Origin of the sequence: Blastopirellula marina (genome assembly GCF_002967765.1) — a bacterium.
Classification (GTDB): domain Bacteria; phylum Planctomycetota; class Planctomycetia; order Pirellulales; family Pirellulaceae; genus Bremerella; species Bremerella marina_A.
Genome location: NZ_PUHY01000005.1, coordinates 685,637 through 702,258, shown reverse-complemented (window position 1 = coordinate 702,258; position 16,622 = coordinate 685,637). Strand labels below are relative to the sequence as shown.

Sequence of the window (16,622 nt, the reverse complement as noted above, 5' to 3'; positions counted from 1 at the left end):
TCCCAGTTTCTTCTGTCAATGGCGAGCGAGGCTGTCTTCTACTCCTCGGTCGCCAGCTGGTAACAGGCCGCTTCTTCGGCGTTGCGAACGAGCAGCAAGTCGCCGTAGAGGCAGAGTGGGTTCCAGGTGGCGGCGACTTCGCTGGAGAGCGCTTTGAGGCGGCCATATTCATGATACTTGTCCGAGCTAGTGTCGACGGCAGCCAAGTTACCTTCTTCGCCCATCACGAGTAACACATCACCGACCAGCAGAACCTGTCCATGTCCGAAGCCACGCTCGCGCCACTCAGGGCGCTTCTCGCCGATCGTGACCTTTTCAAGGATGCCGTCGTCAATTCCGAAGATGTCGTCCTTCAAAATCGAAACGTTGGTGAACTTGGTATTGAGCACGCGGCTGTTATCCCACAACGCTTCGACGGTGAAGCCATCTTCGCCGGACGGCTTGACCTCGAAAGTGCGCGCCCCTTGGCCGTACCCCTTGGAGACAAAGAACTGGTTGTTACCCAGCGAGTGAACTTGCGAGCAGGTCGCATTGGCGTGCGAGCTGCCTGGCCACTCCATCGACCACAACTCTTTGCCGGTTGCCGGATCGTGACCGGTGATCGTGGCTTCGTTGATACTACAAATCTGATCGGCACCGTCGACTTGAATGATGCAGGGTGAAGCATAGCTGATTTGCTGGTGGCCACCTTCCCACACCGTTTCTCCCGTAGCGGCATCGAAGGCAACCAGCGAAACCATCTCTTCCTCGTTCTTGGAATCAGCACCGCCGGCAGGAATGATCACGATCTTGCGATCATCAAGTTCATAGGCCAGCGGGCTGTTAGCTCGGCCCCAAGCGATATTGGCGGTCTCGACGTCGGGAGTGACCCCGTACATTTCCTTCAGATCGTGCTGCCAGACGACTTTCCCACTGGCTTGATCGAGGCAGCGGAGAACGCCTGTGGCTCCCGAAGCATAGACGCGACCATCGAAGAGCAGGGGAGTGCAACGCGGGCCAGCGTAGCCCATTACGGTGTAATGCCGAGCTTCGATACCAGTCGCCCAAATCAACGTCGGCTTTCCTGCATCGTCGAGCTTTTCGATGTCGTAGCAGGTGACCAACTCGTTCTCACCACGCTGCTCCATAGTGTAGATGCGACCATGCTGCACGGCGAAGCCCGACCAGCCAGCGCCGATCGGCATTCGCCATAGCTCCTGGGGTGGCTTCGCGCCCCAATCAGTGGCCAACTTCGGACCAGGCAAGCGGTTGTTACGCTCGGGACCGAGGAACTGCGGCCAGGCGTTGGGATCAGGCGACAGCTCGGTTTGCGCATCTTGTTCCGCAACGGCTTCAGGCGCCGTGCCAGCGATATCTTCAAGTCGTTGGTCCGGTTCTTTCCCCCAGCGATAGCCGAAGCGGGGAACGGTGTAACCGGAGACCGCTTTGATCTCAAAAACGGCGAAGAAGCCACCGACCATCAGCACCACGACTGCCAAAGGAAGCAGGCGAATTCCGGTCGGCCAACTGCTACGGAACGTGATCCACATCAGCGGGATAAAGAAGGCGAAGAAGCCGCCAATCAGGAGAAACAAATTGCAGATCGCTCCATCACGCAGAAACCAAACGGAATCGTACCACGCTGCGAGTGGGCCTTTGCCGAGTTCGCTGCCAAAAAAGCCGATCATGCCAATCACCAGCAACACGACCGATGTGATCCAAACCCACATGGGTGGCACGTAGCGCGGCGTTTTCTGGTTCGCGGCGGATGGATTGACGTCTTGGTTGGGTTGGTCGCTGCTCATGGCCTGGTCAGTGCTGGGGGAAACTTCGGACTATCGGCATCAGTATACCTGTTTTACCCCTCGCGGTCCGAGTCGGGTTTCAGGAACTTTACGGAAGAACGATTGGTTGGCGTTAAGCATGCGCAAAGAAAAAGGGAAGCGACAACAGCTTCCCTAATTTGTTTTGTTCGATGGTTCACACTGGCAATTTAGTTGCTGAACGAAACACCCCAGCTTACCCCAGGGTGGTGATGATGCACATGACGTCGCGGCGGCGGTCCCCAACAATGTGGACCGTAATGGTATTCTTCCACGATCACCGCGCGCGGTGGAGGCGGGGCAACCGTTCGGACGACTTCCGTTGGAGGTGGTGCCTGTAGGGTTCCAATCACGGCGTCGCTGACACCGTTGCTCTTCAGATAAATCAAATCTTGGGCCTGAGGAACTTGGGCGACCCCGTGACGACGAATGTGTGTGGTGATGACCTGATCGCTGAGACCAGCGTTGCTCATCGCGATCACGTCGGCGTAAGTCGTCGCCCCTTCCACGCTGCGGCCAAGACGCTCTTGAATAAGGGCCTGATTGCGAGCTTCGACTTCGTCCATGTGCGAGCCAACCGCTCCGCCTGCTGTGGCACCGACGATACCGCCGATAATCGCACCACCGGCCGAATGCCCCGAGGCATTCCCGATTGCGGCACCGGCAAGTGCTCCAGTGCCAGCACCAATCAGGGCCAACTTATCTTGGTAATAAGGCGAGCGGCAACCGACACTACCGGCCAATAGGGTCGATGCTAAAAGCAGCAGAGGCGCTACGTGGCGCATGGGGTTCCTCCTTGAACGATTCACTAGCATGTTTAGTATCGTCCAGAGTTGCCATGGAGCGCTACTGAAAACAGGCGGCCGAATCATGCCAACTTCACCCAATCGCGTCAATGCGAACAGCCAGCACGCTAGCAGTAGACTATTCGACCGGCGATTACTTAGTCTCGGCAGTCGATTCGTCCGGTTTTGGCTCGGTCTCTTCTTTGCGGCTTTGTTCCCATTTTTCGAAGGCCGCGGTTCGTTCTTCTTGCGATAGAAAGCCGATCGAACGGACGTTGTAGAGGAAACTCGGATCGGTCGCCAAGCGTGAGAAACCGTAATCTTTGGGCTCTTCGCCCATCAGTTTTATTGAGGCAAGCAAGGCCACATCACGAAGCTGCGTGGTGAAACGATCGGTAATTCCCAAGTGGGCGTCGATTGCGGTTTCGTCGTCGAGGAATGGCTTGAGGATCTTGAGATCTTCGCGCGAACCCAGTTTGGCCAAGGCCAGCATCGCGTACATCATTTGCTGATCGGAATCGATCCCAACATTAAACTGGGTAAACTCTTCGACTCGCAACGGATTAGATCGATCGTCGAGCATCTTGCGAGCGAGGATAACACCACTGGGCAAATGCTCGCGCATGCAAGTCGCCAATACGACAAAACGCATTTCGGACGTGAAGCGTCCCATCTCGATGTTGGCTCTCAGCCAATGATCGAACACGCTGAGCAGAGGTTTGTTGTTTTCAGGATCTTGCAAACTTCCTGAAAGCTGCGGCGTGGCCATCAGAAAACGCATTTGCTCCATGGCGGGCTGCGTGATCCGCACATCTTTCTGCGATGCCGCATGGAACATGGCCGCCGCACTTCCTTCACTAACTCCCTGACCTTGATTGGGGAATTGGAAGTTGCCACGCATCTTGTTGGCACGCTGATAAAACAGATAGTCGATCAAGTGAGGCTGATCTTCTAATGCGACCAGCAACTCCCACTCCTGCCGCAGCATCTCGACGTACAGCTTTCGATTCGCCGGGGAATCGCCGTGTTGCTCTTTGAATCGCTTCCAGCCAGGGAGATCCGTTTTCTTATCCATCGATAAGAAACGTTCAAACCGCTCGTCGCGTAGACGGATCGATAATTGACGGTAGATATCGTTCGCCCGAATGCGAACTTCCGGATCGGGCGATTTACAGGCCGCTTCGACCAGGGAAACGATTTCTTCGCCTCGGGTGAGAATCTCTGCCTCGGCTGCTTCACGAACATCGAAATCATTTGCGCCAAGCTTTTGGACGAGTTCCTCGCCAGTCGCCTCTTTCAGATGGGCGCCGAGCTGCTCGATGTCCTCCTGAGCGTAAGTCGGAACAATTAGCCCAAGCAGCAACAAGAGGCTGGTCGCCCAACCGAAGATTCGCGAAGACAAGTTGTGGTTCGTTTTCCAAGCCAACATGCAGGTCCTGGGCGAGAAATCGGCGATTTATTAAGGAGGGAAGATAGCTCGTTAATTGTACACCCAAATTATTGCTGACGTCCACGACGATGGCAGACCAAGCACAATTTCAGAAGCATGATCCAAGCCGAAAAGAAAAACCCCAACGACAACGATGCGAAATGCAATTGATTTCTGTTGCGACACCCTCCTAAATACCCCTTCTTTCGTACAAGACGCAGGCTTACCGACCGTAAAATCTGCGAAGAAACTTCGTCGTTTCCCCATGCATCCCCTTGCAAAACATGGCACCGTCATTTGCCAGTATTTGCATCTTTTTACTACGACAGTCAAGCTAGTTGATGAGATATCACTTATCCATGAACGCTTTGCAACGCCGACTTGAGCACCACTGTGCTATCTCAACGACGCAACATTCCTCAATATGGCTCTAGCCGGGGCGATGTAAAGTTTCTACAATCGCACGCCAACGACCTCCTGCCAGCGATTACCCCTCCCTTCGAACCCGCCTGATACAACCCACCTTAACGATGCTGATCTCGTCACGTCGTATACGATCTTTTTCTCGGATTCTTACAAACAAAGGTGCCTTTCCATGCCTGCACGTACCCATCGTGGCTTTACCCTTGTCGAATTGTTGGTGGTCATCGCCATCATTGGCGTCTTGATCGCTTTGCTCCTGCCGGCTGTCCAACAAGCTCGCGAGGCAGCTCGCCGCATGCAATGCACCAATAATTTGAAACAATGGGCATTGGCCTCCCACAACTTTGCCGACATCAACAAAGGTTTTATGCCGCTGGGCGCGATGAATAGTGGCGGCAAGGTCGAGAACGGTCAAACGTATCAACGTGTTACCTGGCCCGTCTTCTTGTGGCCATTCATCGAACAAACCGCTTTAGCGGACCAATACGATTTCAACATTCCGTTCCACGACGCACCGAATCTTGCCACGCAGCGCGTGTTCGTGCCGGGCTATTACTGTCCTTCCGACAAGGTCAACGTCACTCAAGATCAAAACGATCAGTACTGGCGCGTCATGGGTAGCTATGTGACCAACATGGGCAACACGCATCTTCACCAAAATGCCGCCGATCAAGCGATCTTTACCGGATCGCCGTTTGGTGTCCGGCACATGTATCGATTTGCTGATCTGGTCGACGGAACCTCGAATACCGCTGGCTTTTCCGAGATTCTTATCGCTTCACCAGGCAAGTTGGACGACAACCGCGGTGACATGTTGAACGATGAAGGCAGCCCTGGCTTCATGTCGATCAACACCCCGAATTCGAACGTGCCAGATCAGTGCCGGGCTTGTACTCCGCGGACGACATTAGCTACCAACCCAGAATACCGCCGCATGCCTTGCCAGCCGGTTGGTAGCAATCAGGAATACCAGATCGCGGCACGCAGTAACCATCCAGGTGGTGTCAACGTGAGCATGATGGATGGTTCGGTCCGCTTTGTTACCGAAACCGTTTCGCAAAATATTTGGCGGGCTGCCCTTTCAGGCCGTGGTGGCGAAGCCACACAGCTTCCGTAGTTCGTAGCTTCTCTTGTTCAAACTCGTTTCGTCATCGAAGGTAGAACTCGTTCGATGACGAGACCGCTCTTATCGCGAAGTGCCGTTCGCGCTTTGTTTATTTCAGTCCCGCCTAAAGCCTGATTCGAGACATTGAAGATGATTCGTTTTCCTTTTGCTGTATCAATGGTCGTCCTGAGCGCCGTCACTATGCTGACCGGCTGTGGCGCCGAGTCAAATAACACGGTCACCGTTCAAGGGAAGGTGACCGTCGACGGTAAGCCAGTTGAACAAGGATCGATTACTTTCCTTGCTACCGATGGCGAAACGCCTTCGTCGGGCGGCGTGATTGCTGGTGGGGAATACTCCGCAGAGATCGTGCCGGGAGAAAAGACCATTATGATTCTCGGAAACGAAGTTGTCGGTCAAGAGTTGGTTTTGGAGGGCGTGCCCGCTAGTGGCATGCGTGACAAATTGAAGACGACCACGCATCCGAACTACAACGCAGCCCACCTGACTCCGCTCAAAGCTTCGATTACCGAAGCGACGGAAAGCCTCGACTTTGCTTTGACGAAGGATGGCAAGGGAAGCTAAAGCCTGACCATCCCTGTTCAATCTCTTGGAAGCCATCGCTTCGGTGCGTTATCTTCGAGGAAACAAGTCGACTTTGATGACCGTTTCCTGGAGCTCTATCGATGACCGATGACACGTTGATTCCGGTGTTTATCCCGAAGCTCGGTGCTGTGTTGCTCAGTGCCGAGGATTCAAAGGGATCGCCTCTCTCCCTGGAAGAAGTCATTGCCATACGTGACGGTGCCACGTGCATCATGATGACTCCGCAGGCTGTGGCCAAGTTTCGAGAGAAGCGAGGCAACGATATCTCGCCAGAAAGCTGCTGGTACGACTTTCAAATGCTGCGACGCGACCTAGGCCGCCAGCCAGACCTTGATCCAGGTGCTCAGGTTAACCTGGTCGACAGCCAAGATGCCTTGTTTCAGCAAACGATCCACGACGCCCGAAAAACCCTTGATACCTTTCGGCAATCGCTTCCTGCCGATGGTAGCGGGCTGAAGTCGGCGATGATTAAGACTCGGATCGAGACGGACGAGCAAACATGTTATGTCTGGTTGCACGTTGTTCGCTGCGATGGCGCCAACTTTGTCGCTTCCTTCTTTGAAGTGCCCGCAGGGCTGACGGGCATTGCCGTAGGTGACGAGCGTACGATTGCGGAGAACGACGTCGTCGACTGGGCCATTAATGACAACGGTGACCTCTCCGGCGGTTACTCGCTACGTTATCAACGACAACAGTTACCCGAAGACCAGCGTGCCGAGTACGACGAATACATCGGCGTGACTCATTATCGGTAATGCAATGCAAAATACGGCCTCTGTTTTCATCAACGATGATGAATCGGACCTCCAGAAGGTCTACATTAAATGGTTGAAAAGTCTGGCTCTTTCGATGCGTCTACTCAGCGATGCGCCCTCAATCGAACAGGCGAAGACAATGCCCATGCTCACATGAAGCGTCAGGTCATGAGCCGGGTAAGTTGTCGTCGTTATTACGAATGGCAAACTGGATTTCGCCGCTTAGGATCATCTTCTGCAGCGAGTTCGACGGTCGCGCGCCCAAAAGGGTGCTAGTGAAGGTCATAGGCGAATAGCGGTCCCGATATATGACACCACTTTCAACGTGTGGAGTGCAAAGATCAAATGAGAAGCGAAGTCTGTTTTGTAATGCACCCGGAAGATGAAGAAGACTTCGCGCGGTTCGTCACTTCAGAACAGGGAGTTGTGTATGTGGATGGCCCGAAGTGGGATCAGCCAAGTCCGCCAATTTGCTCCGAAATTGACAAGGCCGGAAGCTATCTGATGATCTGGAATCCGTCAGAGACAGCTGGTCTGACAGCAGATCACCATCGGAAGAAGGACAAGGAATGGTGGTATTGCAACAATGAGTATCTGACAATTCAATTCCTTCGATCTGGCTTTCAATTTGGTGAGCCATACTTGTTTGAAGGAAGAATCGCAGTCAGCACGACAAGTACAGAAAAAACAGTTCACGATTCTTCGTCTACGGATCAAATCGAAAGACGCTTCAAGAACCTGCGAAAATACATAAAGAAGACATACAGCAACTCGAAGCTCATCTGGCAGAACACCGAATTGCCTCGGTCTAGGACGAATCCCTCGAAGCCGGCACCGAATGTTTGGATTGGGCCTCATGCCATCCAGTGGTTAGAGGAACAGCCTAAAGAACGATGGGTACAGCAGTTTCGAGGGGCGGGAGCGAGAGGCTATATTCTTGATCTTGTGCAGGAAGGAGAATCATAAAGTGATCTCTGTAGGTTCATTGGAATGACCGTCGCAATTTCACGATCTGCTGGGGATGCTGCCAGAATTTGCCGTTGCGAGTCCTGAACCCAAGATCGGTCAGGGCGTTACAGACCTCCATTTAGGTCTTACCCTGTTCACGGAGTTCTACAGGGGCTTCGCAACGACTTCGGCGTAAACATCCCGAAGTTCTACCGGTATGATGTTCTTCGGTCGTCGTGGTGTTGGCATCGGTAGGGCCGATTTTCGACGAGAAATCAAGAGTATCCAAACCGGATTTGAGGGACGCTAGGTTCAAAGCGATTAGAACCCATCGACCATGTCTTGCGAGACATCGATTTCTCCTTCCATGATCTGTGGGGCCAAGCTCTCGGTGATCGGGGTGATCACACTGAAGTGATCGTGACCCGGCACCTTCCAAAACTGGATCAGCGGGTTCGGATTTTCTTTTGCCATCACCTCAATCGAACCATCCCAATTCCCTTGATTCGCCCCTTCAAAGACAAACATGGGGCTCTTCACACAGTGCAGCCAGAACAGGGGAGAGCGTAGTTCCAGTTCCTTTTGATCATTTAGGTCGCAGTACATGTATTCGCCACCATACTGCACTACGCCAGCCACAGGACCGAACGCGAAGATAGCTTTGTACCGATCCGAACATTCGCCAACGAGCATCGCCAGCGTTCCGCCGGTACTGTGTCCGCCCAGATAGATTTGGTCTGGATCGACGTACGGCAAGTTGGCCAGGTAATCGGTAGCGGCCAGGATATCATCAACCTCGCCGTAAAAACCTTCACGCTGACCAGGATTGTCGTTCCCACCGCGCTGCGAGGGAAACATCATGATCATGCCCGCCTTGCGAAAGGCACTCGCCGATTGATCATTGTCGCGATCTTGCGGTGTCCACACGTCACCAATCGTGTTGTTATCGCCCCCAGTAATCCACACGATCGCCGGATGCTTCTGACCATCGCCCGGATCAGGTGTGATGTAGGCGGCAAGATCACCAACAGGCGACTTGTATTTGATCAGTTCAAACAGCTTTCCGTCGGGTTGATCTGGCGGGCCATAGTCTTCGCCCGTCTCGACAATCTTGGTAACGAAGCCATCCCGCGCTTCGACCAAGGTCTGCTGATTGTTTGACGAACTGTTGGGTGCACGTAGTGGATTCACGGGATTGCATCCAACTGCAACCAGCAAGACGAGCAAAAGAGCCGTACGCATTGCAACTCCAAAGCAGAAGCGATATGTCATGATGTCGGGGATCTCTTCGTCCACCGGGACTCTATTAAATGTGCCCCGGCGATACCGAAATCAGGGATGACCTAGCGATCGATGAGGGGTAATTCGTAAGTGATGAACCCCAGATACCGGCATCTGGTGTCACACAAAATCATTTATTCCACCAGACAAAACCGACTACCGCGGTCCTTAACACGTTTACAGATAACATGTTACGGCATCCCAGGCAACCGTTTACAGGGAATTCGCTTGATACAGGTCGACGGTTTATGTAGTTTAACGCAGCCGATCTTCGTATACTAAGCGGAGTTATGCCCCGCCGATTTCCCCCTCAATACCGCTTTCCCTCACGCTGTGATCTCGCCCTCATTCGAGGGTGCCCCAGAGACCTATCAGCTATACCAGCATTAAGCCATCCTCCAGAGTCCTCACTCTGGCCGGATTCGCTGTTACGTCGTGGAAGGATCGATGATGCTTAACCGCCGCAAAATGTTGCAAGCCGTAGCAACCGGTACGAGCGCTGCCTTAGGCCTTTCTCTCGTTCCGCAACCGTTGTTCGCTTCGTCCGACCAAGGGCGAACGCCCAAGCGGGTCATCTTCTTCCTCCAGAATCAAGGTTTCGACCCGGCGACCTGCGTTCCCAAGGGAATGCAGCATAGTGGGTCGTTGGGTAATGCCAAGCTGCCGGAACCAATTCAAGATTTGGAACCATTCAAGGATCGTTTGCACATCATCAATGGTCTGCATGGCCAACACACGAGTCCCTCGCACAGTGCTTTCTTTGGAGCGTTGGGTGGTTATCGCGGCGGCGATGGCGTTCCGCCCAGTGCCGCGACGATCGACTATGAAATTAGCAAGGCGTTGCCGCAAACGCTTCTGCCGCATCTTTGCATCGGGATGGATTCGATCGAGAACATGACCTCGAAGCCAACCTTGGCAACGCTTTCCGCCAGCGGAGCCGGTTCGCCGATCTTCATGTACTCGAATCCCAACCAGCTTTATCAAACGCTCTATGGAGGAATCTCGACTGGGGACATTCGTCGTCAGCATGAAGCCCGCTCGAATGTCTTCGACCAAATCGAAAAGCTGGCCACGGCCAAAGGCCAAACGTTGCCGACGGCCGAACAACAGCGTTATTCGCAGTACGTCAACGGTTTCCAAGACATCAACGGGCTTCGCGATCGACTGGCAACCGTGTCCGATCACTTGCGACAGTTCGCTCCGGAAGTGGATGAGCGGTATACCAAGCCCGAGTTTGAAACCGACTGGCACGACGCGCTTCTGGATCTTGGTATTTCGGCGCTGACCTCCGGCATTACGAACACGCTGACCATCGGTTCAGGCCGCGGCGAGATCTTTGGGGCATGGAAAGGACTGGGCATCGATCAGCAAGGACATAATCTGGGGCACATGAAGCAGCCCGACAACCCGATTTGGATCAAGATCCGACAATACAATTGCCGCATGCTGGTGAAAATCATGCAGTCGCTGGAAAACATTCCCGAAGGAAGCGGCACGATGATGGACAATACCCTGATCGTCTATACCAGCAACAACGCCGACAGTCAGCACACCAACGGTGCGAACTGGCCCGTCATGCTGCTGGGTAACTTTGATGGTGCCTTCAAAACCGGTTGCTTCACGCAGCTCGACGGAAAGCGACCGATCAATGCCTTGTACACATCGCTGCTCCGAGCGGCGGGCGTAACCTGCGACCGTTTCAACATGACCGACAAGCTGGCGACCAAGTTCGATTCGAGCACTGGTCCGCTGAAGGAAGTCTTGGCATGATGATGCGTTTGGCAACCCCAGCAATCTTTTGCTTGGTGATGGTCGCAACGGTAAGTGCCCAAAACTACATGCCTGGGCAAAAAGTCACCGGCGACTTCCGCAGTTTAGCCCAGCCCTTTCTCACCAATCATTGCATTGATTGCCACGGCGAGACCGACCCGGAAGGTGGCTTGTCGCTGACCAATTTGGGTCCGGTCGACGAGGTTAATGCCGACACTTGGCGAACCGTCTGGGCTCAGGTCACCCTCAAAGAAATGCCCCCGAAGGACATGGATCAGCCTGAGGTGATCGAGCGGCTGATGTTTTCGGATTGGGTTGTCAGCGAGTTGAAGGAAACGCTCCGCGATCAAGGTGGCTTCCATGCCGATCGTGATCCTGGCAAAGGAAACTTCGTCGATCACGCGCTGCTGTTCGGAGACCTGCCAGAAGGCATACAACTTCGCCCGTCGTCTTCCCCTGCGCGGATCTGGCGGGTAACTCCCCAGGAACATATCACTCGCCTCAACGAACTGATCAACCGCGAACCGAAGTTCAACCCAGCCAAGCCAGGTCTGCGAACGCACGGCGACGTGGTGCCGACCAATCATGGCGGGGAGTTGAAGCTATACTTTGGAATCGACCGTATCATCAAGTGGCAAGGTGGTACCGTCGCTTATGCCACGGCCGTGAAAAGCGTGCCGGCGGTTCTCTCGACGGCCCGCGATCATGGCTTGGAGAACTACCCCGATTTCTATTCCGTGAATAGTGCCGAGGCTACGCAGATTGCTGGCGTTGCCGAAGACATCATCCGCTACATGGCATACGGTCCGCTCAGCATTGCCGAGCCATATCAAATCACGGACGATCCGAACTCAATTAAAGACAAGATGCAGGGAGACCTCCGCGGCCTGCCAACTTCCATCGTCTATAGCACGAAAGTCATGCGTCCGCTGACACCGGTAAGTGATTTGATGAACAACGAAGGGGTTACCACCGAGCGGTTACGCGCCGCGGTCGATTACCTGTTTGAAGCGTTAACGTTCCGTCCGCCGACTCCCAAAGAGTCCGACACTTACCTGACGATCGCCCAACAATCGATTGAAACATTGGGGAAAGAAGAAGGGGTTGTCCTGGGACTTTCGGCGATCTTCCTCGATCGCGATGCGTTGTTTCGCCCGGAACTCGCTGCGCACGATTCGCCGGACGAATACGGACGAGTGATGCTGAGAGACTGGGAGCTCGGCTTGGCGTTGAACCATGCTCTTCGTTACATCAAACCAGATGAACAGCTTCGCACGGCAATTCTCGATGGAAAGATGCGGACCAAGGAAGATGTGAAACGGGAAGTCGAGCGGATGCTGGCCGACGAGAGTATTCGCAAGCCGCGCGTCTTGCAATTCTTCCGCGACTACTTCGACTACGACTTGGCAGGCTACATTTGTAAGGACACGAAAGCCCTGGCCGATACCGGCGCGAGTGCCGCTGGCCAAGCCCATTACCGCGCGATGTTCGATGCAACGGCGAGTACGGATCGCTTGATTGAACTCGTCCTGCACGACGACCAAGATGTCCTTAAACGACTTCTCACCACCGAACAGGTTGTCGCCACCAAGGGTGACAACATCTATTACGGACAACGAAGAACCCGCCAGGAAACAGCCGCTTCCATCGCTGCCGCAAAAAAGGCGACCGAAGAGGAGTTGAAAGCCTGGCGCGAAGCGAACCCTGGCAAAAAGCCGCCCGCTTCCCTCACCAAGAAACGGAACGGTATCAACCATAAAGTAACACCAGCCGATCTCTCAGGCGAGAAGATCTATGCTCGCGTCAGCCGACGAAGTTTTGGCAATGGATCGATGCAGCCAGATCGAATGTTAGCGACGGTGCCCGCAGGGGAACGACTCGGCATCCTGACCCATCCAAGCTGGCTCGTTTCACACTCTGATGCCATGGACAACCATGCGATTCGCCGCGGCCACTGGATTCGCGAACGTTTGCTCGGAGGTGGCATTCCTGACGTACCGATCACGGTCGACGCGATGCTACCTGACGAGCCCGAGAACACACTCCGCGAGCGGATGCGCGTCACCCGAGAGGCTTACTGCTGGACTTGCCATAAGAAGATGGATCCGCTGGGCTTGCCGTTCGAGATGTACAACCATGCCGGTTTGTATCGCGAAACGGAACAGGACAAGCCGGTCGACAGTACCGGCGAAATCATCGATTCAGGCGATCCCGAGCTCGACGGCGAGGTGGCTAATGCGATCGAACTGATCGAGCGAATCGCTGATAGCGAGCGGGCTGAGCAAGTGTTTGTCCGTCATGCGTTCCGTTATTGGATGGGCCGCAACGAAACGCTCAATGACGCCCCGATCTTGCAGGCTGCCCATGCAGCCTATCGGGACAACGGAGGAAGCATGAAGGCGCTGCTTATGTCTCTGCTAACCTCTGACGCGTTTCTCTACCGAACCGTCGATCGCACCGAGTGATTCCCTTCGTTCCGGTCGGCCACGTGATCGACGAAGATCTCCCCCCAACTTGGTCAAGATTTGACTAGCATTCCCCTCGGGAAGCGGGTACGATCACGCGTACTCTCATCATTTTCGAAGACACCTTCTCTTTTCCTTTTCGAGGCAACAGCATGACTTGGGCAAGAAGCTTGCAGTCTCTCGGTTTGGTTCTTGTACTACTGGCTTTTGGCGGCTCGCTACGATCGGTCAAAGCAGACGAGTATCGAACGTGGGTCGACAAGACCGGTAAGTTCAAGGTGGAAGCGTCACTGCACTCGTTCGCCGATGGCAAGGTCACTTTGCATACCAAAGATGGTCGAGAGGTCGTGGTGCCCGTTGCCGCACTCAGCGAGGGAGATCAAAAGTTCGTCAATAAGCTAGATGTTAACCCGTTTAGTGGCGGCACGTCGCTTGATCCGGCTCCGGCAATGCGGCCGCAACCATCTTCGGCTGCCTCCAACGCGGTGAGTTCTCCGACCAAGAGTGGCGGTCTATTGGCCAAGGGTGCGGCGGCCACCGAGTTACCGGTCGATGGGGTCGATATCTTCATCAATATTGATCAGGGGCTGGACAAGATCGCGGCCGATCCTGTGCCCGCGCCCGTCAAGTTTCGCCAGATGGTCGTACCGCTCGAAAAGCTCGACGCTTATGCCAAAGTTTCGCAGCCGATCGTGATCGATCCGGAAAAACCGACCTTTGCCGTCTCGACCAATCGCGTCGGCAACGCTGTTTCGCCTGACAACTTCGGACGGATTTACCTGGCCTCCTTCGGTAAGTCGCGGCCGGTTACCGCCATGGATCTGGACGACACTCTAAAACTGATCGATCACCATGTTGGAACCGACCGTAGCGTGGCAGTGATTGGCGTTGATGGCTCAACCGAACGAGGGGGCGACCTGATCTTGCTAAGCGGTTTATCCACCGGCAGTCCCAAGGCACTCGCACGTTGGCATCTGCCAGAATGGGAGAAACCTGGGTTCAAGCCGAAAGTGGAATTCGGCAAGATGCTTGATGGCGAACGTGCTGCCGTGCAAGTGAACGACACCCTTTACATTTGGAACCTGCAAACCGGCAAGTCGTTGTTCGTGCTCGACAAGATACGTGCTGGGGGCAAACTGGCCATGAGCGGATCAGGCAAGTACCTCGCCGTTCCCGTCAGCGGTGGTGTCCGTGTGGTGGAAACGGAGACGGGCGAGCTACTCGGCGGTGTTTCAATTGCCACCACGCTCACCCCGGAAGCCCACTTCTCGCCAGACGGAAAGCTGCTTGGCCTGATCGCCGGAAGTCAGTACGTCGTGTGGGATTTGACGAGCGGCCGTGAACTGGCAGATGGAACCGTCGAAGGAGTGCCGGGCAAGTTCTTCGGCTGGATCGATAACGATTACATGATGACGCAACTGGCCGGCATCATCGACCCGGAACTGGGGATGACGCTGTGGAAGTACAGTGTCCCATCGGGAACCGATACCGTGACGCTCTCAGGCGGAATTGCTGTGCTTGATAGTTATGGCAGCCAGCCAACAACTTTGGTGACGCTGCCGGTCCCTCACGATCCAGTCACCAAAGTGAAACGCAAGCTCACCGGCAACTCAAGTGATCTCTTGCTGATCCAACCAGGGACCGAGGTCGCACTCAAGATCGATGCGATCCCCGGGGTCGATCAAGAGATGATCAAGACCGGACTATCCGAAGCGGTAGAGCGTGCTGGGTGGGTGGTGAATCCAGATTCGCCCATCGTGCTGGTCGCCAAAATCGGTCGAGGCGAACCGATGGAACTCAACTTCCGCATGTTGGGCGCTGGTTTCCGTTCGCCGGGAGAAACAGCCAAGATCACTCCCTACACGGCCAGCTTGGAAGTCAAACATGGTCCGAAGGTATTGTGGACCCGCAAAAGCGAGAACATGGTGCCGCGGCTTCTTCATCTGAAGAAAGACCAATCGGTTCAAGAGGCGGTTTCGGAATACGAGAAACCCGACCCCAAGTTCTTCACCTATCTGCGTCTGCCGCCCAAGGTGTTGAAGCCGGAAGTTGCCCAGTTCGTCGGTCGCAGCCGTATTAAGGAAGGTCGCTGGGCCGATTCCAACTAAAAGAACCGGCGTTGACCTTAACGTCCGATACCGATCGGTCTCCTTTTGAGTTCGACCAAAATCAGGTCGAACTCATCAGGTGGCATTTGCAAGGTTGGGCATAAATTGTGAAGCTGTCGCTGGTGGCCCGGCTTCGGTGGTCCACCGGCCGACATCACGCGGTACGCCAGTTCGACCGCCGTTTGCTTTTGTCGCGGCGTCATCAATTCGGCATACTGTTCCAGGTAGGTATTAAGGGAAGTCGACTCCCGCTTGGCGGCCGAGATTTCGAGTTCGAGTTGATCTTCTAACAGCGCCATCTCGAACTGCTCGTCATACAGCTTCCCGATCGCTCTGCGTTCCGCATCGTCCACCAAACCATCGGCCAGCGCCGCATAGACCATCGTGCGCAGCATTTGTTGATCGAATGGCGGCGCGCTCTTACCAGGATTCAGATTCAAAATATCCATCCCGTATTTCTCGCCGCAACGGCCACATACGAGAAAGCGTTCGAGAATCCACATCGGTAACACGCGCGCCCCAAACGCTGTCATCCACAAGCGAACTCGCCACACGGTTGCATTGCGGCCCGTTCGACAAGTGCGGCAGTAGATGAGCCGCGTACCTTCCGGCCTTTCTACTTTCGCGTGCCCCAGAACAAACATCGAATCACCTACTCGGTTACGTCGACCCAGATACGGCCAGCCTCGACTTTCACTTCAAAGCAGTCGAGGTGAATCGAGCTCAGCTCGTGCTTTCCCGTCGTGACGTCGTACTGCCAACCATGCCAAGGACAAGTGACGATCTTGCCACAGAGCTGCCCCTGTCCCAGCGGCCCACCTTGATGGGCGCACATCCCGTCGGTGGCGAACATGCCATCGGACGTGTGATAAAGCGCCACCATCCGTCCAGCGGCGACCACTTCCAACGCCGATCCTTCCGGACAAGCGGCTTCCGATGCCACATCAACCCAATTGGGCATGATTCAATTCCTTCGCTTTCACGAGTGCTTTCAACCTGCGCAGCGATGCGTTGGCTGCGACGTTGCCGCCCCATTTTCGTCCGCCAAGGGGGCTTGATGCAAGTAGATGAAGTTTCGACGACGATGGGGTGCCACGCGCGACCGAAGCTGCGATAATGCAGGTCGCCACCACACGCTCCTCAAT

12 protein-coding genes are annotated in these 16,622 nt (G+C 54.7%); 6 read left to right on the top strand and 6 right to left on the bottom strand.

Annotated elements, in window-relative coordinates; genetic code table 11:
- Positions 1-38: 38 nt before the first annotated feature.
- The 3 genes from C5Y83_RS07245 to C5Y83_RS07235 all read right to left on the bottom strand — a co-directional run bounded on the left by C5Y83_RS07245 (position 39) and on the right by C5Y83_RS07235 (position 3,989).
- Positions 39-1,784 carry a PQQ-binding-like beta-propeller repeat protein gene (locus tag C5Y83_RS07245; protein ID WP_105328981.1) on the bottom strand — a complete coding sequence of 582 codons (1,746 nt, stop codon included), beginning with the start codon at positions 1,782-1,784 and terminating at the stop codon, positions 39-41.
- A gap of 188 nt (positions 1,785-1,972) precedes the next feature.
- A complete protein-coding gene (locus tag C5Y83_RS07240) occupies positions 1,973-2,587 on the bottom strand; it encodes a glycine zipper domain-containing protein (RefSeq protein WP_105328980.1) in 615 nt (204 codons plus the stop codon).
- Positions 2,588-2,741: 154 nt separating this feature from the next.
- Positions 2,742-3,989, bottom strand: coding sequence for a hypothetical protein (locus C5Y83_RS07235; protein WP_146117684.1), 1,248 nt, complete (start codon positions 3,987-3,989; stop codon positions 2,742-2,744).
- 622 nt (positions 3,990-4,611) lie between these two features.
- Between C5Y83_RS07235 and C5Y83_RS07230 the strand changes: the two genes are divergently transcribed.
- From C5Y83_RS07230 to C5Y83_RS07220, 3 genes are all read left to right on the top strand, one after another.
- Positions 4,612-5,556 carry a DUF1559 domain-containing protein gene (locus tag C5Y83_RS07230; protein WP_105328978.1) on the top strand — a complete coding sequence of 315 codons (945 nt, stop codon included), beginning with the start codon at positions 4,612-4,614 and terminating at the stop codon, positions 5,554-5,556.
- Between the two features lie 138 nt (positions 5,557-5,694).
- A complete protein-coding gene (locus C5Y83_RS07225; protein WP_105328977.1) occupies positions 5,695-6,129 on the top strand; it encodes a hypothetical protein in 435 nt (144 codons plus the stop codon).
- 101 nt (positions 6,130-6,230) lie between these two features.
- Positions 6,231-6,905: a DUF2314 domain-containing protein gene (locus tag C5Y83_RS07220; RefSeq protein ID WP_105328976.1), complete on the top strand. Its 675-nt coding sequence runs from the start codon at positions 6,231-6,233 to the stop codon at positions 6,903-6,905.
- A gap of 1,269 nt (positions 6,906-8,174) precedes the next feature.
- Here C5Y83_RS07220 and C5Y83_RS07210 read toward each other — a convergent pair.
- Positions 8,175-9,095: an alpha/beta hydrolase family protein gene (locus C5Y83_RS07210; RefSeq protein ID WP_105329140.1), complete on the bottom strand. Its 921-nt coding sequence runs from the start codon at positions 9,093-9,095 to the stop codon at positions 8,175-8,177.
- Between the two features lie 489 nt (positions 9,096-9,584).
- Between C5Y83_RS07210 and C5Y83_RS07205 the strand changes: the two genes are divergently transcribed.
- The 3 genes from C5Y83_RS07205 (at position 9,585) to C5Y83_RS07195 (ending at position 15,477) form a co-directional block, all read left to right on the top strand.
- Complete coding sequence (locus C5Y83_RS07205; protein ID WP_105329139.1) at positions 9,585-10,904, top strand: DUF1552 domain-containing protein; 1,320 nt, start codon at positions 9,585-9,587, stop codon at positions 10,902-10,904.
- 2 nt (positions 10,905-10,906) lie between these two features.
- The gene (locus tag C5Y83_RS07200) at positions 10,907-13,369 is read left to right on the top strand and encodes a DUF1588 domain-containing protein (protein ID WP_409994585.1); all 2,463 of its coding nucleotides are present in this window, start codon (positions 10,907-10,909) and stop codon (positions 13,367-13,369) included.
- 152 nt (positions 13,370-13,521) lie between these two features.
- Entirely contained in the window at positions 13,522-15,477 is a 1,956-nt protein-coding gene (locus C5Y83_RS07195; RefSeq protein ID WP_105328974.1) for an SHD1 domain-containing protein, read from the top strand.
- Between the two features lie 17 nt (positions 15,478-15,494).
- Here C5Y83_RS07195 and C5Y83_RS07190 read toward each other — a convergent pair whose 3' ends face one another.
- Entirely contained in the window at positions 15,495-16,121 is a 627-nt protein-coding gene (locus C5Y83_RS07190; RefSeq protein ID WP_105328973.1) for a TerB family tellurite resistance protein, read from the bottom strand.
- Between the two features lie 8 nt (positions 16,122-16,129).
- On the bottom strand, positions 16,130-16,438 hold the full coding sequence (locus tag C5Y83_RS07185) for a Rieske (2Fe-2S) protein (protein WP_105328972.1): 309 nt from the start codon (positions 16,436-16,438) through the stop codon (positions 16,130-16,132).
- Between the last annotated feature and the right edge of the window lie 184 nt (positions 16,439-16,622).